This is a genomic window from Burkholderia sp. BCC0044 (genome assembly GCF_902832955.1).
Classification (GTDB): Bacteria; Pseudomonadota; Gammaproteobacteria; order Burkholderiales; family Burkholderiaceae; genus Burkholderia.
Genome location: NZ_CADFDO010000005.1, coordinates 263635 through 283059, shown reverse-complemented (window position 1 = coordinate 283059; position 19425 = coordinate 263635). Strand labels below are relative to the sequence as shown.

At 66.6% G+C, this 19425-nt stretch carries 20 protein-coding genes; 4 read left to right on the top strand and 16 right to left on the bottom strand.

All coding sequences use genetic code 11. The features are described from left to right. Positions 1–16: 16 nt before the first annotated feature. The 10 genes from HWX14_RS29275 to HWX14_RS36660 all read right to left on the bottom strand — a co-directional run bounded on the left by HWX14_RS29275 (position 17) and on the right by HWX14_RS36660 (position 11561). Complete coding sequence (locus HWX14_RS29275; RefSeq protein ID WP_175885798.1) at positions 17–1321, bottom strand: FAD-binding oxidoreductase; 1305 nt, start codon at positions 1319–1321, stop codon at positions 17–19. Between the two features lie 94 nt (positions 1322–1415). Then, a complete protein-coding gene (locus HWX14_RS29270) occupies positions 1416–3002 on the bottom strand; it encodes a DUF3138 family protein (RefSeq protein ID WP_175885797.1) in 1587 nt (528 codons plus the stop codon). Between the two features lie 114 nt (positions 3003–3116). Beyond that, positions 3117–3956, bottom strand: a complete 840-nt coding sequence (locus HWX14_RS29265; protein WP_027813303.1) for an ABC transporter permease subunit — start codon at positions 3954–3956, stop codon at positions 3117–3119. Beyond that, positions 3953–4939, bottom strand: a complete 987-nt coding sequence (locus HWX14_RS29260; protein WP_175885796.1) for an ABC transporter permease subunit — start codon at positions 4937–4939, stop codon at positions 3953–3955. Before HWX14_RS29260 ends, HWX14_RS29265 begins: the two co-directional genes overlap by 4 nt. Positions 4940–4949: 10 nt before the next feature. Next, entirely contained in the window at positions 4950–6104 is a 1155-nt protein-coding gene (gene potA / locus HWX14_RS29255; protein WP_175885795.1) for a polyamine ABC transporter ATP-binding protein, read from the bottom strand. Positions 6105–6289: 185 nt separating this feature from the next. Next, entirely contained in the window at positions 6290–7405 is a 1116-nt protein-coding gene (locus tag HWX14_RS29250) for a polyamine ABC transporter substrate-binding protein (protein ID WP_175885794.1), read from the bottom strand. A gap of 62 nt (positions 7406–7467) precedes the next feature. Continuing rightward, complete coding sequence (locus HWX14_RS29245; RefSeq protein WP_175885793.1) at positions 7468–8910, bottom strand: aspartate aminotransferase family protein; 1443 nt, start codon at positions 8908–8910, stop codon at positions 7468–7470. A gap of 35 nt (positions 8911–8945) precedes the next feature. Beyond that, entirely contained in the window at positions 8946–10283 is a 1338-nt protein-coding gene (locus tag HWX14_RS29240) for a glutamine synthetase family protein (protein ID WP_175885792.1), read from the bottom strand. Positions 10284–10311: 28 nt separating this feature from the next. Beyond that, positions 10312–11097, bottom strand: a complete 786-nt coding sequence (locus tag HWX14_RS29235; RefSeq protein ID WP_175885791.1) for a gamma-glutamyl-gamma-aminobutyrate hydrolase family protein — start codon at positions 11095–11097, stop codon at positions 10312–10314. Positions 11098–11378: 281 nt separating this feature from the next. Next, positions 11379–11561, bottom strand: a complete 183-nt coding sequence (locus HWX14_RS36660) for a hypothetical protein (RefSeq protein WP_006488040.1) — start codon at positions 11559–11561, stop codon at positions 11379–11381. A gap of 455 nt (positions 11562–12016) precedes the next feature. Here HWX14_RS36660 and HWX14_RS29230 point away from each other — a divergent pair, with 455 nt between their 5' ends. Together HWX14_RS29230 and HWX14_RS29225 are read left to right on the top strand one after the other, a co-directional pair. Further along, a complete protein-coding gene (locus HWX14_RS29230; RefSeq protein WP_175885790.1) occupies positions 12017–12568 on the top strand; it encodes a cupin domain-containing protein in 552 nt (183 codons plus the stop codon). A 95-nt stretch (positions 12569–12663) separates the two neighbouring features. After that, on the top strand, positions 12664–14154 hold the full coding sequence (locus tag HWX14_RS29225) for an aldehyde dehydrogenase (RefSeq protein WP_175885789.1): 1491 nt from the start codon (positions 12664–12666) through the stop codon (positions 14152–14154). 74 nt (positions 14155–14228) lie between these two features. Here HWX14_RS29225 and HWX14_RS29220 read toward each other — a convergent pair whose 3' ends face one another. Further along, on the bottom strand, positions 14229–14429 hold the full coding sequence (locus tag HWX14_RS29220) for a heavy-metal-associated domain-containing protein (RefSeq protein ID WP_006477591.1): 201 nt from the start codon (positions 14427–14429) through the stop codon (positions 14229–14231). A 330-nt stretch (positions 14430–14759) separates the two neighbouring features. Between HWX14_RS29220 and HWX14_RS29215 the strand changes: the two genes are divergently transcribed. Continuing rightward, positions 14760–15092: a cupredoxin domain-containing protein gene (locus tag HWX14_RS29215; protein WP_175885788.1), complete on the top strand. Its 333-nt coding sequence runs from the start codon at positions 14760–14762 to the stop codon at positions 15090–15092. Positions 15093–15104: 12 nt separating this feature from the next. Next, complete coding sequence (locus HWX14_RS29210) at positions 15105–15941, top strand: FTR1 family protein (protein WP_175885787.1); 837 nt, start codon at positions 15105–15107, stop codon at positions 15939–15941. 81 nt (positions 15942–16022) lie between these two features. Here HWX14_RS29210 and HWX14_RS29205 read toward each other — a convergent pair whose 3' ends face one another. The 5 genes from HWX14_RS29205 to glmS all read right to left on the bottom strand — a co-directional run bounded on the left by HWX14_RS29205 (position 16023) and on the right by glmS (position 19382). Further along, on the bottom strand, positions 16023–16241 hold the full coding sequence (locus HWX14_RS29205; protein ID WP_006477594.1) for a hypothetical protein: 219 nt from the start codon (positions 16239–16241) through the stop codon (positions 16023–16025). Continuing rightward, entirely contained in the window at positions 16241–16687 is a 447-nt protein-coding gene (locus tag HWX14_RS29200) for a hypothetical protein (RefSeq protein ID WP_175885786.1), read from the bottom strand. The genes HWX14_RS29205 and HWX14_RS29200 overlap by 1 nt, the downstream gene beginning before the upstream one ends. A gap of 68 nt (positions 16688–16755) precedes the next feature. Next, on the bottom strand, positions 16756–17076 hold the full coding sequence (locus HWX14_RS29195; RefSeq protein WP_006477596.1) for a helix-turn-helix domain-containing protein: 321 nt from the start codon (positions 17074–17076) through the stop codon (positions 16756–16758). Continuing rightward, positions 17069–17434 carry a type II toxin-antitoxin system RelE/ParE family toxin gene (locus tag HWX14_RS29190; protein ID WP_175885785.1) on the bottom strand — a complete coding sequence of 122 codons (366 nt, stop codon included), beginning with the start codon at positions 17432–17434 and terminating at the stop codon, positions 17069–17071. Before HWX14_RS29190 ends, HWX14_RS29195 begins: the two co-directional genes overlap by 8 nt. A 130-nt stretch (positions 17435–17564) precedes the next feature. Further along, a complete protein-coding gene (gene glmS / locus HWX14_RS29185) occupies positions 17565–19382 on the bottom strand; it encodes a glutamine--fructose-6-phosphate transaminase (isomerizing) (RefSeq protein WP_175885784.1) in 1818 nt (605 codons plus the stop codon). Positions 19383–19425 lie beyond the last annotated feature (43 nt).

Sequence of the window (19425 nt, the reverse complement as noted above, 5' to 3'; positions counted from 1 at the left end):
AGCGGAGTGAAAGGGCTCAGAACAGCTCGCGCACGCGGTGGTACAGCATCCCGAGCTCGAGCGCCGGTTGCCGCCATGCGTCGCCGCCGGGAAAGCGCCGGTGACGCAAGCGGGCGAACAGGTCGAACGCGCGCGTGTCGCCCGCGAGCGCGCCGGCAATCGCGCGTCCGGCGATCCCGGTGAGCGCGACGCCGTGCCCGCTGAAGCCCTGGACGTAGAAGAAATTCGGATCGATCGCGCCGAAGTCCGGCGCGCGGTTGCGCGTGACGTCGACGAAGCCGCCCCATGCATGGTCGACGCGCACGTCGCCGAGCTGCGGGAACACGCCGACCATGCGCTGCCGGATCGCTTCGGCGAGCGCGGCGGGCGACGCGCCGGCCGAATTCGCGCGGCCGCCGAACAGCATCCGGTGATCGGCCGACAGCCGGAAGTAGTCGAGGAAGAAGTTGTTGTCGCACACGGCTTCGCGTCGGGCGATCAGCGCGTCGGCGCGCGCGCGGCCGAGCGGCTCGGTCGCGATGATGTACGACGCGATCGGCGCGATGCGCGCGGCGGTCGCGGCCGGCAGCACGCCGCCGGGGCCCGCGTTGCAGCACGACACGACGAAGCGGCAGCGCACCTCGCCCGACGGCGTGCGCACGACGGGCCGCGCACCGCGCACGACGTCGAGCGCGGGTGTGTGTGCGTACAGCGCGACGCCTTCGCGGCGCGCGGCATCGGCGAGGCCGAGGCAATACTTGAGCGGATGCAGATGGCCCGACAGCGGATCGTGCACGCCGGCCAGATAGCGCGTCGATGCGATGCGCGCGTGGATCTCGCCGGTATCGAGCCAGGCGAGCGACGGATGGCCCCAGCGCGACGTCGCGGCGTGCATCCACGCGCGCAGGTCGTCGATGCGGCGCGGCTTCGTCGCGACCGTCAGGTAGCCGCGCGTGAAGTCGCAGTCGATCCCGTAGCGCGCGATGCGCTCGGCGATCAGCGCGACGCCGTCGAGCGACAGCGACCACGCGGCGCGCGCGCCGTCGGCGCCGAGCTGCTGCTCGATCACCTCGTCTTTCGCGAAGCCGGTGATCGCCTGGCCGCCGTTGCGGCCCGACGCGCCCCAGCCGGGCCGGTGCGCATCGATCACGGCGACGGACAGCCCGCGCGCGCGGCAGTCGAGCGCCGTCGACAGGCCCGCGAAGCCGGCGCCGATCACGCAGACGTCGACGTCGATCGCTTCCTCGAGGATCGGATCGTCGGCCACGGGCCGCATGACCGTGGCTTCGTAGTACGAGTCGCGCGCGAGCGCATCGGCGCGGCGGGTGAAAGACTGCGTCATCAAACCGACTCCCTCGACAAGGCTGCGAACCGCGCGCAGCCAGAAAACGGCGCGGGACGCCGTGCGTGCGGCACGGCGCCCCGCGCGTGCTGCATCAGAACGAATAGATGAACTGCGTCGCGAGCAGGTCGTTGGACTTGCCGTACGACCCGTCGTTGCGCAGGAACACCTTGTTGTTCGCCCAGTCGTGCCGGTATTCGACCTTCACGGTGATCTGCTGGGTCGGATAGAACAGCAGGTCGAGCGCGACGTCCTGGCGCACCGCGCCCTTGCACTCGAAGCCCAGGCCGCCGCCGGCCTTGGACTGCGCGAGACAGTCCGCGTCGACGCCGAAGCCGTTGCTCGGGTCCATCCCGTTGCCGTTCAGCGCGATGCCGCCGCCGCCGCCGCCGTTCTTCGAGTTCGCGAGCAGGTCGTAGCGCAGTGTCACGCCCATGCGGCCGACCACCGGCGCGTTGAACTTGCGGTGCGCGAGCAGCGACAGCCCGTACCACTGCGCGAGCCCGCCGTTGAACGCCGCATGCTGCTGCCGGCCGTAGTCGACTTCGGCGTTGTACTGAATATCGGCGAGCGTGTAGGTTGCATCGAGTTCGCCGAAGAAGAACGAGCCGTAGCCGCTCGGCGCTGCGCCGCCCGGGCCGTAATGCACGACGCCGTCCGAATCGATCGCGCTCGACAGCGTCTGCCGGCCGATGTTGAACGAGCCGCCGAGATCGAGCGCGCTCGACCACGTGTAGTCCGCGCGCGCGGTGAAGGTCGGCACCTTGTTGCTGGTGGTGATCGGGTCGCCGAGCGCGTTGGTGCCCGTCTGCGTGACCGAACCGTACGTGCGGTACTGCTCGTTGCCGAGGAAGAACTTCCACGCCCAGGCGCCCTTCGTGTAGTTCGCGCCGACCCCGACGTAGCTGCCCGGATCGGAGAAATCGTACAGCAGGTTGTGCGTGAGCGTGAGCATCTGGTTCGACTGCTGCACTTCGTAGCCGCCGAAGCTCGGGATCAGACCGGCGACGAGCGTCGTCTCGGCGGTGATCGGCACGTTGATGACCGCCGTGTTCAGCAGGTTGTCGGTGATCGAGCCGCGCGAGTTCTGCAGCAGCGTGATGCCGTTGCCGCGGTTCGGCATCAACGTGATTTCGGCCGACGGCGCCATCGGGCCGACGCCGAAGGTCTTCTTGATGTCGAGGTAGAGGTCGCCGAACGTGCTGTTGAAGTAGTTGTACGCGTTCTCGTGGTTCGCGAACAGGAACGACGACGTGCCGGCCGCGCGGTTGTAGATGTAGGTCGGATCGATGTAGCCGGTGACCGACAGGCCGGCGAGCGGGCCCGTGTTGGCCGCATCCGTCAGCGAGTCGACCTTCAACTGCTGGTTCGCGATCTGCTGCTTCATTTCACTGACCTCGTCGTTGGTCAGCGTGGCGCGTGCGCGGCCGTAATCCGGCGAGCCCGGATCGGCGGCGACCGCGACGGCGTTGTCGCCGCCGGCCATGCCGCCGCTCGCGCCGGACGTCGCGACCGCTGCGCCGCCCGGCTTCGCGGCGAGCTGCGCCTGCATCGCCTTCATCTGTTTCTGCAGCGCCGCGACCTGCGCCTGCAGCGCCTTGATTTCGGCGGAGGTGGAACCGGCCAGCGCGATGCCCGGCAACGCGCCGGCCACCAGCAGGCAGATCAGTTTCTTCTTCATTGCGGATTCTCCTAGTCGTGCGCCTGTCAAATCGGGATCGAATCGCGCGCCCCCCTGGGGCGGCGCGTCATGCTTGTCTGCAGTGCTTGTTGTCTTCGAAGCGCAAGCGTGCCGTCACGCCAGCGCGAACGCGGCCTTCAAGTCGGCCATCCGGCGCCGCTCGCGCGCGATCATCATCCGGTTCACGACGATCACGCCGATCGTCACGGCCGTGATGAACAGCGTCGCCAGTGCATTCATCTCGGGGTTCAGCCCCAGCCGCACGCGCGAGAACACCACCAGCGGCAGCGTCGTCGAGCCCGGCCCGGACAGGAACGCCGACAGCACCAGATCGTCGATCGACAGCGTGAACGACAGCAGCCACCCGGACAGCAGCGCCTGCGAGATCAGCGGCAGCGTCACCACGAAGAACACCTTCAGCGGCGTCGCGCCGAGATCCAGCGCGGCCTCCTCGAGCGACTTGTTCATCTCCTTCACGCGCGACTGCACGATGATCGCCACGTACGACACGCACAGCATCACGTGGCCGATCCAGATCGTCGCCATCCCGCGCCCCTTCGGCCAGCCGAACATCTGCTCCAGCGCGACGAACAGCAACAGCAGCGAGATCCCCTGGATCACCTCCGGAATCACCAGCGGCGCGTTGATCATCCCCGTGTACAGCGTGAAGCCCTTGAAGCGGCCGAAGCGCGCGAGCACGAAGCCCGCCCACGTGCCGATCACGACCGACGCGGTGGCCGTCAACAGGCCGATCTTCAGCGACAGCCATGCGGCGGTCAGCAGCTCGTCGTCGTCCAGCAGCGCCGCGTACCACTTCAGCGAGAAGCCCGACCACACCGTCACCAGCTTCGACTCGTTGAACGAGTACACGACGAGGCTGATGATCGGGATGTACAGGAACAGGAAGCCGAAGGCGAGAACGCCCGTCGACAGCGGTTTGCTCGGCTTGATCATTTCGCGTCCTCCAGTTCCTTGACCTGGTAGTACTGGAACAGCGCCATCGGCACCAGCAACAGCAGCACCATCGCGACCGTCACCGCGGACGCCATCGGCCAGTCCATGTTGTTGAAGAATTCATCCCACATCACGCGGCCGATCATCAGCGTGTCGGCGCCGCCGAGCAGTTCCGGAATCACGTACTCGCCGACCGCCGGGATGAACACCAGCAGGCTCCCGGCGATGATCCCGTTCTTCGACAGCGGCAGCGTGATGCGCGTGAACGCGACCCACGGTTTGGCGCCGAGGTCGTACGCGGCTTCGAGCAGCGTCAGGTCCATCTTCACGAGGTGCGCATAGAGCGGCATCACCATGAACGGCAGGTACGAATAGACCATCCCGATGTAGACGCCCGCGTCGCTGTGATAGAGCCGCAGCGGCGTGTGGATGATGCCGAGCGCGATCAGCGTGTGGTTCAGCAGGCCGTCGTCCTTCAGGATGCCGATCCATGCGTACACGCGGATCAGGAACGACGTCCAGAACGGCAGCATCACGGCCATCATCAGCACGTTGCGACGGTTCGGCTCCGAGCGCGCGATGTAGTACGCCATCGGGTAACCGATCAGCAGGCACAGCACCGTCGACACGGCGGCCATCTTCAGCGAGCTGAGGTAGGTCGCGATGTACAGGTCGTCCTGCAGCAGGAACGCGTAGTGCGACAGTTGCAGCGCGAAGTGCACGACGCCGTCCTTGAACTCGACGAGCGACGTGTACGGCGGGATGCCCATCACCTGGTCGGCGAAGCTGATCTTCAGCACCAGCACGAACGGCAGCGCGAAGAACACGGCCAGCCACAGGAACGGCACGCCGATCGCGACGGTGCGGCCCGACGGCAGGAAGCGCGACAGCGCGGCGAAGCGGCCGCGGCGCTTGTAAGCCTGGGGCGCGGCGGTCGCGCCGGTCGATACCGGCGCGGAAGGCGTGGAAGCGGAGGTTCTCATCGTCGCGTCCTCACTGCGTCAGCACGACGCCGCTCGCCGGCGACCACGACACGAACACGTCGTCGTTCCAGGACGGTGCGCCGTCGTTCATCAGGTGCGAGCTCGACAGGTTCGACACCACCGTCTTGCCGCTCGGCAGACGCACGTGATACAGCGAATAGCTGCCCATGTACGCGATGTCGGTGACGACGCCGCGCGCCCAGTTGTGTTTCGAGCCCGGCTTTTCGCGCGACACGTGCACGCGCTCCGGGCGCACCGAGATGCCGACCGGCATCCCGAGCGGGCCGGTCACGCCGTGGCTCACGTACATGCGGGTTTCGAGGTCGTCGCTTTCGACGAAGATGTGATCGGGCTCGTCCTCGACCACGCGCCCCTCGAACAGGTTGGTCGAGCCGATGAACTCGGCCGAGAAGCGGCTGTTCGGGTATTCGTAGACTTCGCCGGGCGAGCCGATCTGCACGATCTTGCCTTCGCTCATCACCGCGAGGCGGCTCGCCATCGTCATCGCCTCTTCCTGGTCGTGCGTGACCATCACGCAGGTCACGTCGACCTTCTCGATGATGTTCACGAGTTCGAGCTGGGTCTTCTGGCGGATCTTCTTGTCGAGCGCGGACATCGGCTCGTCGAGCAGCAGCAGCTTCGGGCGCTTCACCAGCGAGCGGGCCAGCGCGACGCGCTGCTGCTGGCCGCCGGACAGCTGATGCGGCTTGCGTTTCGCGTACTTGCTCATCTGCACGAGCGCGAGCGCATCGGCCACGCGCTCCCTGATCTCGTTTTTCGGCGTGCCTTCCTGCTTCAGGCCGAACGCGACGTTCGATTCGACCGTCATGTGCGGGAACAGCGCGTACGACTGGAACATCATGTTCACCGGGCGGCGGTACGGCGGCAGCGACGCGAGATCCTCGCCGTCGACGAAGATCTTGCCGGAGGTCGCCGTTTCCAGCCCGGCGAGCATGCGCAGCAGCGTGGACTTGCCGCAGCCCGAGCTGCCGAGCAGCGCGAACAGCTCGTTCTTCGCGATCGTCAGGTTCACGTTGTCGACGGCCGTGCTGTCGCCGAATTTCTTCACGACGTTTTCGATGCGCACGAACGCGTCGTTTTGCGGACGCGGCGCGGCGGCCGGTTGGGTCTGGCGTGCAGCAGCGGAAGAGGGTATCGATTGCATGGGAGTCACCATTCGTTCTTCACGGATTGCAGGCGCGAGCGTCCCCGCACGAGGCGCGCAACGCGACTCGCGGACGACGGCTCGTGCCGGATGGAACAGCGCGCGCGGCGCGCGGCGGACGGAGGTCCGCGAATTTCAGGCGGGCAGGCGTACCGCGATGCCTGCGCCGCCGCGATGCATGGCGATCAGTGGCCCGTCTTCAACTGGGCCCACAGACGGTTCTCGAGGCGCAGGATGTCGGCCGGCATCGGCTTCATCAGCACCATCTTCTTGAGCACGTCTTCGGGCGGGTAGACGGTCGGGTCCTGCGCGACGGCCGGCGTGACGAATGGGTGCGCGGCCTTGTTCGCGGTCGGGTAGAACACCGTGTTGGTGATCGCCGCGTTGACCTTCGGATCGGAAATGTAGTTGATCCACTTCAGCGCGCTCTCGGGGTGCGGCGCATCCTTCGGGATCACCATCACGTCGAACCACAGCAGGCCGCCTTCCTTCGGATTCGAGAACTTGATGTCGTACGAACGCTTCGCCTCCGACGAGCGGCGGTGCGCGATGCCGACGTCGCCCGACCAGCCGAGCACGACGCACACGTCGTTGTTCGCGAGGTCGTTGATGTAGCCGGACGAGTTGAACTGGGTGATGTACGGGCGGACTTTCTTCAGGACTTCGAATGCAGCCTGGTAGTCGCCGGGGTTCTTGCTGTTCGGGTCCTTGCCCATGTACTGCAGCGTGGCGGCGAACACGTCGACGGCCTGGTCGAGGAACGACACGCCGCAGCTCTTCAGCTTTTCCATGTTGGCCGGATCGAACACCAGCGCCCAGCTGTCGACGGGCGCCTTGTCGCCGAGCGCCTTCTTCACCGCCTGCGCGTTGTAGCCGATGCCGTCCGTGCCGTACGCCCAGGGCACGCCGTACTGGTTGCCCGGGTCGGCGTCCGAGATCATCTTCATCAGCAGCGGGTCGAGGTTCGCGAGGTTCGGGATCTTCGACTTGTCGAGCTTCTGGTACACGCCGGCCTGGATCTGCTTGGCCATGTAGTTCGACGTCGGCACGACGATGTCGTAGCCGGAACTGCCGGCCAGCAGCTTCGCCTGGAGCGTGTCGTCGCTGTCGTAGTTGTCGTACTTGACGTGAATGCCCGTCTGCTTCTGGAAGTTCGGGATCGTGTCCGGCGCGATGTAGTCGGACCAGTTGTAGACGTTCAGGTCCTCGGCATGGGCCGACGGACTGGCGACAGACGTGAACGCGGCCACTGCGGCAAGGGCCGCGATGGAACAGGCTTGGCGAAGTAAGCAGGCACGCATGGTGGAGTTCCCTTGGGTGATGGCGGCGTGCGGCGCCCGCCGCACGCCTTTAGACAAAGCCGTTACGAAATACCCAGTTGCTGGGCGGTTGCGTCGACGGCCTTCTTCGCCTTCGACACGAGTTCATCGATTTCCTGGCGCGAGATCACGAGCGGCGGCGACAGCAGCATCCGGTCGCCGGTCGCGCGCATGATCAGGTTGCCGTTGAAGCAGAAGTCGCGGCAGATCGTGCCGACGTCGCCGCCGTTCGCGAAGCGGCGGCGTTCGGCCGGCGCTTCGGCCAGCTGCAGGCTCGCGACGAGGCCGTGGCCGTGCACTTCGCCGACGATCGGATGACGTGCGAAGGTTTCGCGCATCAGCGCCTGGAAGTACGGGCCGGTGTCGGTCTTCACGCGCTCGACGATGCCCTCGTCGCGCAGCAGCTTCAGGTTCGCGACCGCGACGGCCGCCGCCACCGGATGGCCCGAGTACGTGAGGCCGTGATTGAATTCGCCGTTGTCGATGATCGGGCGTGCGATGCGCTCGTGAATGCCCACCGCGCCCATCGGCACGTAGCCCGACGTGAGGCCCTTCGCCATCGTGATCAGGTCCGGCTCGAAGCCGAAGTGCAGGTGCGCGAACCATTCGCCGGTGCGCCCGAAGCCGCCGATCACTTCGTCGGCGACGAGCAGGATGTCGTACTTGCGGCAGATCCGCTGGATTTCCGGCCAGTACGTCGACGGCGGGAAGATCACGCCGCCCGCGCCCTGGAACGGCTCGCCGATGAACGCCGCGACGTTCTCCGCGCCGAGTTCGAGGATCTTCGCTTCGAGCTGCTGTGCGCGTGCGAGGCCGAACGCTTCCGGCGTCTCGCCTGCTTGCGCTTCGCCGAAGAAATACGGCTGGTCGATGTGTACGATGTGCTCGACCTTCGACGGCATCTGCTCGTGCATGTAGCCCATCCCGCCGAGCGTGCCGCCCGCGATCGTCGAGCCGTGGTAGCCGTTCTTGCGCGAGATCACGTATTTCTTCTGCGGCTTGCCTTGCACACGCCAGTACTGGTGAACGAGTCGCAGCACGGTGTCGTTGCCTTCCGAGCCGCTGTTGCAATAGAAGAAGTGGTTGAAGCCGGCCGGCGTCACTTCGGCCAGCATCGCCGACAGTTCGATCACCGGCGGGTGCGTGGTCTTGAAGAACGTGTTGTAGAACGGCAGCTCCTGAATCTGGCGATACGCGGCGTCGGCAAGTTCCTTGCGGCCGTAGCCGACGTTCACGCACCACAGCCCGGCCATCCCGTCGATCACCTTGTTGCCGTCCGAGTCCCACAGGTAGACGCCGTCGGCCTTCACGATCACGCGGCTGCCCGCGCGATTGAGCGCGCCCATGTCGGAGAACGGGTGGATGTGGTGCGCGGCGTCGAGCGCGCGGTATTCGGCGGTCGTGCGTGCCTGCGTCGCGCGCGGCGCGGCGGCCGCGGCGGACGGCGCGGCCGGCTGGATCCAGGCAGATTCGTTGCGGTAAGTCATGTTTCCTCCGTGATTCCGTATGCAGTCGTGCGCGCTTAAACGTGCAGCAGCAGATGGCGGCGTTCCCACGAGCTGATCACGCGGAAGAACGCTTCGTATTCGGTTTCCTTCAGCGCGAAATACGCTTTCAGGAACTTGTGCCCGAGGATTTCGCCGAGCGGCTCGCACGCGGCCATCAGCGTCAGTCCTTCCTCGAGGTTGCGCGGCAACTGGTACGGCAGCGCGTAGCCGTCGCTCACCAGCGGCTCGGTCGGCTCCAGGCGCTGCGTCATGCCGAGATAGCCGGCCGCGAGCGTTGCCGCGAGCGCGAGGTACGGGTTGCAGTCGACGCCCGGGATGCGGTTCTCGATGCGGCGCGCGGCCGGGCCCGAATGCGGAATGCGGAACCCCACCGTGCGGTTGTCGTAACCCCACTGCACGTTGATCGGCGCGGCCATGAAGCGCGACAGGCGGCGATACGAGTTGATGTACGGCGCGAAGATCGGCATCAGCGCCGGCGTGTACTTCTGCAATCCCGCGAGGTAGTTGTAGAACATCGACGTCGCGCCGCCGGTCTCCGGCGACGTGAACAGGTTCTGGCCCGTTTCCTCGTCGACGATGCTCTGGTGCACGTGCATCGCCGAGCCCGGTTCATCTTCCATCGGCTTGGCCATGAACGTCGCGTACATGTTGTGACGCAGCGCGGCCTCGCGCACCGTGCGCTTGAACAGGAACACCTGGTCGGCCAGCGACAGCGCGTCGCCGTGCATGAAGTTGATCTCCATCTGCGCGGCGCCGACTTCGTGGATCAGCGTGTCGATGTCGAGGTTCTGCGCTTCGCAGTACTCGTAGATGTCCTCGAACAGCGGATCGAACTCGTTGACGGCCTCGATCGAATACGACTGGCGGCCCGTTTCGGGACGGCCCGTGCGGCCGACCGGCGGGCGCAGCGGCAGGTCGGGGTCCTTGTTCATGTCGACCAGATAGAACTCGAGCTCGGGCGCCACGACCGGCTTCCAGCCCTTCGCCTTGTACAGGTCGAGCACGCGGCGCAGCACGTAGCGCGGCGAGATCTCGACCGGCGAGCCGTCGAAGTGCACGCAGTCGTGGATCACCTGCGCGGTCGGATCGACGGCCCACGGAATCAGGCGGATCGTCGACGTGTCGGGCACGCACACCATGTCGGGGTCGGTCACGCCGGTGAGCGAACCGTCTTCCGGATATTCGCCCGTGACGGTCTGCACCATCACGGCCTGCGGCAGCCGCATCGATTCGCCGGACGTGAACTTGTTGCGCGGCGTGATCTTGCCGCGCGCGATGCCGGCCATGTCGGGAATGATCGCCTCGACCTCGGTGATCCGGTGCTGCTTCAGAAAGTCTTCGATGTCTTGCATGTCTGTTCTCGTTGTCTGGTGGGCGCGCTCAGGCGAGCGCGGCGGCGGCCGTGGCGCGCGTGCGGGCGGCGCGGCGGGCGCGGCACGCATCGCCGAACGCGCGGAAGATCGCGCTCGACAGCGGGTCCTGCGCGTGTCGCCATTCCGGATGCCACTGCACGGCCAGCGCGAACGCCGGTGCGTCGACGACGCTCACGGCCTCGATCAGGCCGTCCGGCGCGACGGCCTCGACGGCGAGGCCCGAGCCGAGCTGCGCGACGCCCTGCTTGTGCAGCGAGTTCACGTGCACTTCGTCGCGGCCGCCGGCGAGCGCATGCAGCTTGCCGCCGGGCGTCAGGCGCACGACGTGCGCGGGGCCGTATTGCGTGTCCATCGGCGCGTCGTCGTCCTCGCGGTGATCGGCGAAGCCGGGCACGTCGTGCACGCGCTGGTGCAGCGTGCCGCCGCAGACGACGTTCAGCTCCTGGAAGCCGCGGCACACGGCGAGCACCGGCACGCCCGCGACGATTGCCGCGCGCAGCAGCGGCAGCGTCGTCGCGTCGCGTGCGGGGTCGTGCTTCGTGCCGGGCTCGCTCGGTTCGCCGCCATAGCGATGCGGCTCGACGTTCGAGTAGCTGCCGGTAAACAGCAGGCCGTCCACCGCGTCGAGCACGTCGGCGGTCGACTGGCGTTCGCCGAGGGCCGGCAGCACCATCGCGAGCGCGTGCGCGCCGTCGACGATCGCGGCGACGTATTTGTCGCCGACCGTATGCGACGCGTGCGCGCCGATCTGGGTGAGGTCGGCGGTGATGCCGACGAGAGGTTTCCTTTCCATGACGTCATCAGTAATCCGTAGGGACGTGACGTGCACCGAGCCGAATGCGGCAAAACGCGGGCGCGACACGACCCCGCAGCCCGGCGCTGAGCGCAGGGCCGCTGGTGAATGGGCGCAACGGGGATGGCGTGGCGATCCGCGCTGCGCGCGACGGTCAGGCCGTCGTTCGTTTCATCGCGATACGCGACGCGGCAACGAATGCGCGAACGCGTGCCGTCACCGCACGGACGATGCGGTTGGCGAATCGAGACGAAACGAACGACGTGAAGAAAGGAGAGGCGCTACGGCAGCAGCGACGCCACTTCGTCGGTATCGACGGCGACGAATGCGCGTGCGGAAACGGCGTTGTGGCGCCGAACGGAACGACGGGACAGGATGGTGTAGATCGACAGGTGAAGCAGGCGAGGACTATGCCAGCCGCAACTGCCATCGGAAGCGGGAACGGCGCTGCGCAAACTTCGCACATCGCCTCGATCCCACCTCACCAGAGGGCCACGGACTCTCACGATTACACTCGACTGGTTTGTTGAAAGTATTGAACACCTGACCGTTTAGACGCGCGGGGCGTTTAAAATAATCAAGGCGCCGGCCCTGCATCATTTGCGTTCGCGGGCGTCGATTGTTGCGTTGCGATAACGCTTTTCGACGCCTGTGAAAGCCTGATGACGCTGACCTGAGAGCCAGCATATACGAGCCAATAACGGCGTCAAATGTTTTTTAATGGTCCTGTATCAGGGCTTTCCCGAGCAGTGCGAACAAAAGATTCGCAAAAGGAATAATCGACACGGTGTCCATTATTTCGAACGCCTTTCAGGGTTTTCCCCGCTGATGTGCGGCATAAAGTGATTAGAATATTCAACGGCAGTCCACCGCGTCGTTTCACTTTGTCATCGCACTTATCGTGTCCGAAACCGAATCGATGTCCACCGAAGTCGCCGAGCGCCTGCGTTTCGTGCGCAACAAGCATGGCCTGTCGCAGCGCGAACTCGCGAAACGCGCGGGCGTCACCAACGGCACGATCTCGCTGATCGAACAGGGCCGCGTGAGCCCGTCGGTCGGCTCGCTGAAGAAGCTGCTCGAATGCATCCCGATGAGTCTCGCGGAGTTCTTCACGTTCGAGCTCGTCGAATCGCGCGCGGTCGTGTCGCGTCGCGACGAGATGCCGAACCTCGGCAACGACTCGCTCGCGTTTCACCTGGTCGGCGCGAACGTGAAGGATCGCAACATGTGCATCCTGCGCGAGGTTTACCAGCCGCTGGCCGACACGGGGCCCGAGATGCTGGTGCACGCGGGGCACGAGGGCGGCGTCGTCGTGTCGGGCCGGCTCGAGCTGACCGTCGACAGCGCGACGTGGCTGCTCGACCCCGGAGACGGCTACTACTTCGAAAGCCGTTTGCCGCATCGTTTTCGCAATCCCAGCGCGGAACTGATCTGCGAGGTCGTCTCGGCCAATTCGCCGGCGACCTTCTGACCGCGCGTCACCGCATTCGCTGCAGGCCGGCCGCGTGCCGCGTGCCGCGCGCACGGCGTGCCGCATCGCGAATGCCACAACATTGAGGCATCCTCATGAACAAGTTGACTTTGGCTGACTGGCAACACAAGGCGGCGTCGCTCGAGATCGAAGGGCGCGCATTCATCGATGGCGCGTCGTGCGACGCGCACGGCGGCAAGACGTTCGACTGCGTGAGCCCGATCGACGGCCGCGTGCTGGCGAAGGTCGCCGACTGCGGCGAAGCGGACGTGAACGCGGCCGTCGCGGCAGCACGCCGCGCGTTCGACGCAGGCGTATGGGCCGGCCTGAACCCGCGCGAACGCAAGGCCGTGCTGCTGCGCTGGGCCGCGCTGATGCGCGCGCATCTCGACGAACTGTCGCTGCTCGAGACGCTCGACGCGGGCAAGCCGATCGGCGACACGACGACGGTCGACGTGCCGGGCGCCGCGTACTGCGTCGAATGGTTTGCCGAGGCGATCGACAAGGTCGGCGGCGAGGTCGCGCCGGCCGATCACCATCTCGTCGGTCTCGTCACGCGCGAGCCGGTCGGCGTGGTGGCCGCCGTCGTGCCGTGGAACTTCCCGATCCTGATGGCCGCATGGAAATTCGGCCCCGCGCTCGCGGCCGGCAACAGCGTCGTGCTGAAGCCGTCGGAGAAATCGCCGCTGACCGCGATCCGCGTCGCGCAGCTCGCGTTCGAGGCCGGCATTCCGGCTGGCGTGTTCAACGTCGTGCCGGGCGCGGGCGAACCGGGCAAGCTGCTCGCGCTGCATCGCGACGTCGACTGCATCGCGTTCACGGGCTCGACGGCGGTCGGCAAGCTGATCATGCAGTACGCGGCGCAGTCGAACCTGAAGCGCGCATGGCTGGAGCTTGGCGGCAAGTCGCCGAACATCGTGCTGCCCGACTGCCCCGATCTCGACCGCGCGGCGCAGACGGCGGCCGGCGCGATCTTCTACAACATGGGCGAGATGTGCACGGCCGGCTCGCGGCTGCTCGTGCATCGCGACATCAAGGACGCGTTCATCGAGAAGCTCGTCGCGGCCGCCCGCGCATACGTGCCGGGCAATCCGCTCGATCCGTCGGTATCGATGGGCGCGATCGTCGACGGCATCCAGCTCGAGCGCGTGCTGCGTTACATCGAAGCGGGCCGCGGCGAAGGCCGGCTCGTCACGGGCGGTGCGCGCGTGAACGCGGAAACGGGCGGCTTCTATGTGGAGCCGACGGTGTTCGAGGTGAAGCCCGATGCGAAGATCGCGCGCGAGGAAATCTTCGGGCCCGTGCTGTCGGTGATCGTGTTCGACGACGTCGACGAGGCCGTGCGGATCGCGAACGATACCGAATACGGGCTGGCCGCGGCCGTGTGGACGTCGAACCTGACGACCGCGCACGACGTGTCGCGCCGGCTGCGCGCGGGCACCGTGTGGGTGAACTGCTATGACGAAGGCGGCGACATGAACTTCCCGTTCGGCGGCTACAAGCAGTCGGGCAACGGCCGCGACAAGTCGCTGCATGCGCTCGAGAAGTACACCGAACTGAAGTCGACGCTGATCCGGCTGCGTTGACGGGATGCCGGGCGCGGGCGCGTCGCCGTCCGGCGGTGCGCCCGCCGCCTTCGGTGCGCGTTACGCGTTACGCGTTACGCGGTGCGCAGCGCGGGATGGAAGCCGGCGGCTTCGATGATCGACTGCACGCGCTCGGCGCCTTGCGCCGAGTCGACCTTGACGATCTTCGCCGCGACGTCGATGTCGAGCTTCGCGGCGGGGTCGGCGGCCGTCACCGCGCGCGTGATGGCGTTGGCGCAGCCGCCGCACGTCATGTCCTGGACTTCGAATTCCATCGTGTTCTCCGGGGTGGGTGGTTGACGAATAGGTTCAGCATGAAGCTTGCCATGGTGGGAAGGTCAAGTGCTGCACGCAGCGATGCGCATCGCATCAGCCATTTGTAATGCTGAGGTATGACGAATAGCCATTCGCGTACGCACGTCAGTCCGAATATTTCCCGATTGACGGCCGCCCATTGTCGGCGAAATCCGGCGGAGCCTTGCGCGGCAACGGGCGCAGCGGTTCGGCTGCGCACCATCCCCATGACGTGAGTAAGGGTACTCCGAGGTGAAAATGCGAATCGATCTTAGTATCGATTCTCTTCAATATTTCCGCTCATTACGAACATGACCCGTTTCGCTATCGGCTTCGCACTGGCCCTGCTGGGCGCCTCGGCAACGTCCGCCTTCGCTGCCGACGACGTCGTCAACCTCACGTTGAAGGACCACAAGTTTTCGCCCGATGGCGTGACGATCCCTGCCGGCAAGAAGGTGAAATTCGTCGTGAAGAACCTCGACGCGACGCCCGCGGAATTCGAGAGCGACGACTTCAAGGCGGAGAAGGTCGTGCCGGCCGGCAAGTCGGTCGAGATCCTGGTCGGGCCGCTGAAGGCGGGCACCTACGAATTCCACGACGAGTATCACGAAGCGCAGTCGAAGACGCGCCTGACCGTCAAGTAAGCCGATACCGCCATGCTGTCTACTGCCCTGATCGTCTTTCGTGAAGTGCTCGAGGCCGCGCTGGTGGTCTCGATCGTGATGGCCGCCACCAAGGGCGTGTCGCGGCGCGGCTGGTGGGTGGGCGGCGGGCTGGTCGGCGGCGTGGTCGGCGCCGGCCTGATCGCGGCGTTTGCCGACGTGATCTCGCAATGGGCGTCCGGCATGGGCCAGGAAGTCTTCAACGCGGGCGTGATGTTCGTCGCGACGCTGATGCTCGCGTGGCACTGCATCTGGATGAGCCGGCACGGCCGCGAAATGGCGCTGCACATGGGCGAGGTCGGGCGGGCGGTCGCGGCCGGCAGCCGGCCGCTGACCGGGCTCGCGATCGTGGTCGGCGTCGCGGTATTGCGCGAGGGCTCCGAGGCCGTGCTGTTCCTGTACGGGATCGCGGCGGGCGATCCGGGCCAGACGCCGCAGATGATCGTCGGCGGGCTGCTCGGCGTGCTCGGCGGTGCGGGGCTCGGCTACGCGATGTATGCGGGCCTGCTGCAGATTCCGTTGAAGCGCCTGTTCTCCGTCACCAACGGGCTGATCGTGCTGCTCGCCGCGGGCATGGCGAGCCAGTGCGTCGGCTTCCTGCTGGCCGCCGGCCTCGTGCCGTCGTGGGGCGATGCGGTCTGGGACACGTCGTGGCTGCTCAAGGAATCGAGCATCGTCGGCAAGGCGCTGCATACGCTGATCGGCTATACCGCGCGTCCGGCGGGCATCCAGATCGCCGCGTACGTCGCGACGCTGGTGGCGATCGTCGTGCTGACACGGCTCGTCGGCCGGCCGCAGCAGACGGTGAGGCCGCCGCACGCCGCGGCGTGAGGGTTTCCCGGTTCGAATGAAAGAAGGGGCGTCCATGACGCCCCTTCTTTCCTTTGCGGTGCGCGACGCGCCTGCGTTCGGTCAGCTGTGGTTGTCGATCCACGCGCGCGCCCATTCGAGCCCGGCATCGCGCGCGTCGTCTTCGGTGTCGAACACGCCGAGCACGCCCGACGCCTCGACGAGCCGGTTGTTCTGCGTGATCGTGCCGCTCGCCGCGAAGCGCTCGGGCTGCATGATCTCGTCCTGCTGCAGGATCGCGTGGCCCCAGATCTGGTAGCCGTGGTAGGTCTGCGCTTCCATTATCGAGTCACCTCCGCGGAGCGGCCGTGCGTGCCGACCTGCAGCACGTTGCCGTCCGGCGTGTATTGACGCGGGATGTCGGAGAAGGTGAGCGCGCGCGTCGCGTCCGGTGCGGCCGGCTGCATCACCGTGAGACGCCCGGGCGCGGGGTGCGCGACGGGGCGCGGGGCGGCCGGGGCGTCGGTCGCGGCCGGGCGGTGAGAGCCGGCTTTCACGGCCTGCGCGACGCGGCGCTTGGGCGGTTTCGCGACGGCTTTCGGCGCGGCGCTCGCGTGCTTCTCCGCGCTCTTGCCGGTGCGTGCGTCGGCGCTCGGGCGTGCGGTCGGCGTACGCGCCGCGGGCTGCCGCGCCTCGGGCGGGTTCCAGACCTCGACATAGTGCTCGGCGGCCCAGCCCGTCGACGCGAACGTCAGCGCCAGCAATCCGCATCCAAACAGTCTTACCATTGTCTCTCCGTCATATTCGTTGCGGCGCGTCCGGTTGGGGCCGTGCATGTGCATTCGGGGAAGCCGGCTCAGGAGAACACCTCGAGCCCGTGTTTCTCGACGATCTGGAGCATGCGCGCGGCGATGCCGCTCGGCCGCTTGTCGCCCTGTTCCCATTGGCGGATCGTCGATGTGGTCGTGTTCAGGTAGAGCGCGAACACGCTCTGGCTGACGTTGACCGACTTGCGGATGCGGGCGATCGCTTCCGGATCGAACTGCGGCGCGGCTTCGATGCAGAGATCGTCGTATTCCCGCATCGTCTTCTTGTCGATCAGTTGCGCACGATACAGGCCCGACGCGGCGCTGTGGATCGCCTCCGTCGCATCGCTCTTGAATCGACTCTTAGCCATTGCAAATCTCCACCCACTCTTTCAGGGTAACCAGCGTCGCGATGTCGCTGTCGGTGTGTCGGCCGACATCCGCGGCGAGCTTTCGGAAGGCGCGCAGTTCGCGTGCGTCGATGTTCTCGCGGTCGCATTTCGCGAACAGGAACACGAACACCCACGTGTGCCCGACCTTGCCCAGCACGATCCCGCGCTGCCGATTGCCGTCGAGGCGCTTCTTCCACACGTTGCCGCCGAGATCGACGCCCTGGCCGCGGGCCAGGTCCCGCACCGCGCGGCAGAGCTCGCCATCGGCGATTCCCGCTTTCCCGGCTGCCTTGTGCAACCACTTCGTCTTGAAGACGCGTCGTACGGAAGCAGACATGTCGAGCCGGTCGAGTTAGCACAGGATTATATACCACTACGTGGTACATATTTCGACCTGGCCGAATGGCCTGCCTCGCGCCCGCACGCGGTCGGGACGGCCCGGCGAGGGGCCATCCCGTCGCCGGGTATTACTCCACCGTCACCGATTTCGCGAGGTTGCGCGGCTTGTCGACGTCGGTACCGCGCGCACACGCGGTGTGATACGCGAGCAGTTGCAGCGGCACGACGTGCAGGATCGGCGACAGTTGGCCGTAGTGCTCCGGCATCCGGATCACGTGCAGGCCGTCGTCGTTGACGATCTGCGTGTCGGCATCCGCGAACACGTACAGCTCGCCGCCGCGCGCACGCACTTCCTGCATGTTCGACTTCAGCTTCTCGAGCAGCGTGTCGTTCGGCGCGACCGTGACGACCGGCATCGCTTCCGTGACGAGCGCGAGCGGCCCGTGCTTCAGTTCGCCGGCCGGGTAGGCTTCCGCGTGGATGTACGAGATTTCCTTCAGCTTCAGCGCGCCTTCGAGCGCGATCGGGTAGTGCAGCCCGCGGCCGAGGAACAGCGCGTTTTCCTTGCGCGCGAATTCCTCCGACCACGCGATGATCTGCGGCTCCAGCGCGAGCACGCTGTTCAGCGCGGCCGGCAGGTGGCGCAGCTCCTTCAGGAATTGCGCTTCCTGCGCGGCGTCGACGTGCCCGCGCAGCTTGCCGAGCGTCGCGGCCAGCACGAACAGCGCGACGAGCTGGGTCGTGAACGCCTTCGTCGACGCGACGCCGATCTCGGTGCCCGCGTGCGTCAGGAACTGCATCTCGGTCAGGCGCACCATCGCGCTCGTCGCGACGTTGCAGACCGCGAGCGTATGCGTGTGGCCGAGCGACTGCGCATGCTTGAGCGCCGCGAGCGTATCGGCCGTCTCGCCCGACTGCGAGATCACGAGCACGAGCTGGCGCGGGTTCGGCACCGACTCGCGGTAGCGGTATTCGCTGGCGATTTCCACCTGGGTCGGGATCTTCGCGATCGATTCGAGCCAGTACTTCGCGGTGAGGCCCGAGTAGTAGCTCGTGCCGCACGCGAGGATCAGCAGGCTGTCGATCTCGGCGAACGCGGCGGGCGCGGCGTCGCCGAACAGCGTCGCGTCGAAGGCTTCCGTCTGCGGCACGGTGTCGCCGATCGCGCGCGGCTGCTCGAAGATTTCCTTCTGCATGAAGTGGCGATAGGGCCCGAGCTCGACCGCGCCGCCGTACGCGCTGACCACGCGGATGTCGCGCTGCACGGTGGCGCCGTGGCGATCGACGATCGTCACGCCGTCGAGCGACAGCTCGCACACGTCGCCTTCCTCGAGGAACGTGAAGCGGTCGGTGCTGCCGGCCAGCGCGAGCGCGTCGGACGCGAGGAAGTTCTCGCCGTCGCCGTGACCGACGACGAGCGGCGAACCCTGGCGTGCGCCGACGACGGTGTGCGGCTGGTCCTTGTGGATCACGGCGATCGCATACGCGCCGTGCAGCTGCTGCACGGCTTCGCGCACCGCGTCGAACAGGTTGCCGCGGTACAGGCTGTGCACGAGGTGCGCGATCACTTCGGTGTCGGTCTGCGACACGAATTCGTAGCCCTTCGCACGCAGCGCGTCGCGCAGCGGCTCGAAGTTCTCGATGATGCCGTTGTGTACGAGCGCGAGCGCGTTCGACGAGAAGATCGGGTGCGCGTTGTGCGTGACGGGCGCGCCGTGCGTGGCCCAGCGCGTATGCGCGACGCCGGTTGTGCCTTCGAGGTGCGTGTCGCGCACCTGCGTGTCGAGATCGGCGACGCGCGCGACGCTGCGCGCGCGCTTCGGTGCGCCCGGCTCGAGCACGGCGACGCCGCACGAGTCGTAGCCACGGTATTCGAGGCGCCGCAATCCTTCGATCAGCACCGGAACGATATTACGCTGCGCAACTGCGCCGACAATGCCGCACATGAATGGTCAATCCTGTCAGTCGAAGCGGGCGCCGCACGGGCGC

Coding starts and splice junctions, on each gene's coding strand:
- HWX14_RS29275 (WP_175885798.1), bottom strand. CDS start 1,321: ATGACGCAGTCTTTCACCCGCCGCGCCGATGCGCTCGCGCGCGACTCG.
- HWX14_RS29270 (WP_175885797.1), bottom strand. CDS start 3,002: ATGAAGAAGAAACTGATCTGCCTGCTGGTGGCCGGCGCGTTGCCGGGC.
- HWX14_RS29265 (WP_027813303.1), bottom strand. CDS start 3,956: ATGATCAAGCCGAGCAAACCGCTGTCGACGGGCGTTCTCGCCTTCGGC.
- HWX14_RS29260 (WP_175885796.1), bottom strand. CDS start 4,939: ATGAGAACCTCCGCTTCCACGCCTTCCGCGCCGGTATCGACCGGCGCG.
- potA (WP_175885795.1), bottom strand. CDS start 6,104: ATGCAATCGATACCCTCTTCCGCTGCTGCACGCCAGACCCAACCGGCC.
- HWX14_RS29250 (WP_175885794.1), bottom strand. CDS start 7,405: ATGCGTGCCTGCTTACTTCGCCAAGCCTGTTCCATCGCGGCCCTTGCC.
- HWX14_RS29245 (WP_175885793.1), bottom strand. CDS start 8,910: ATGACTTACCGCAACGAATCTGCCTGGATCCAGCCGGCCGCGCCGTCC.
- HWX14_RS29240 (WP_175885792.1), bottom strand. CDS start 10,283: ATGCAAGACATCGAAGACTTTCTGAAGCAGCACCGGATCACCGAGGTC.
- HWX14_RS29235 (WP_175885791.1), bottom strand. CDS start 11,097: ATGGAAAGGAAACCTCTCGTCGGCATCACCGCCGACCTCACCCAGATC.
- HWX14_RS29230 (WP_175885790.1), top strand. CDS start 12,017: ATGTCCACCGAAGTCGCCGAGCGCCTGCGTTTCGTGCGCAACAAGCAT.
- HWX14_RS29225 (WP_175885789.1), top strand. CDS start 12,664: ATGAACAAGTTGACTTTGGCTGACTGGCAACACAAGGCGGCGTCGCTC.
- HWX14_RS29220 (WP_006477591.1), bottom strand. CDS start 14,429: ATGGAATTCGAAGTCCAGGACATGACGTGCGGCGGCTGCGCCAACGCC.
- HWX14_RS29215 (WP_175885788.1), top strand. CDS start 14,760: ATGACCCGTTTCGCTATCGGCTTCGCACTGGCCCTGCTGGGCGCCTCG.
- HWX14_RS29210 (WP_175885787.1), top strand. CDS start 15,105: ATGCTGTCTACTGCCCTGATCGTCTTTCGTGAAGTGCTCGAGGCCGCG.
- HWX14_RS29205 (WP_006477594.1), bottom strand. CDS start 16,241: ATGGAAGCGCAGACCTACCACGGCTACCAGATCTGGGGCCACGCGATC.
- HWX14_RS29200 (WP_175885786.1), bottom strand. CDS start 16,687: ATGGTAAGACTGTTTGGATGCGGATTGCTGGCGCTGACGTTCGCGTCG.
- HWX14_RS29195 (WP_006477596.1), bottom strand. CDS start 17,076: ATGGCTAAGAGTCGATTCAAGAGCGATGCGACGGAGGCGATCCACAGC.
- HWX14_RS29190 (WP_175885785.1), bottom strand. CDS start 17,434: ATGTCTGCTTCCGTACGACGCGTCTTCAAGACGAAGTGGTTGCACAAG.
- glmS (WP_175885784.1), bottom strand. CDS start 19,382: ATGTGCGGCATTGTCGGCGCAGTTGCGCAGCGTAATATCGTTCCGGTG.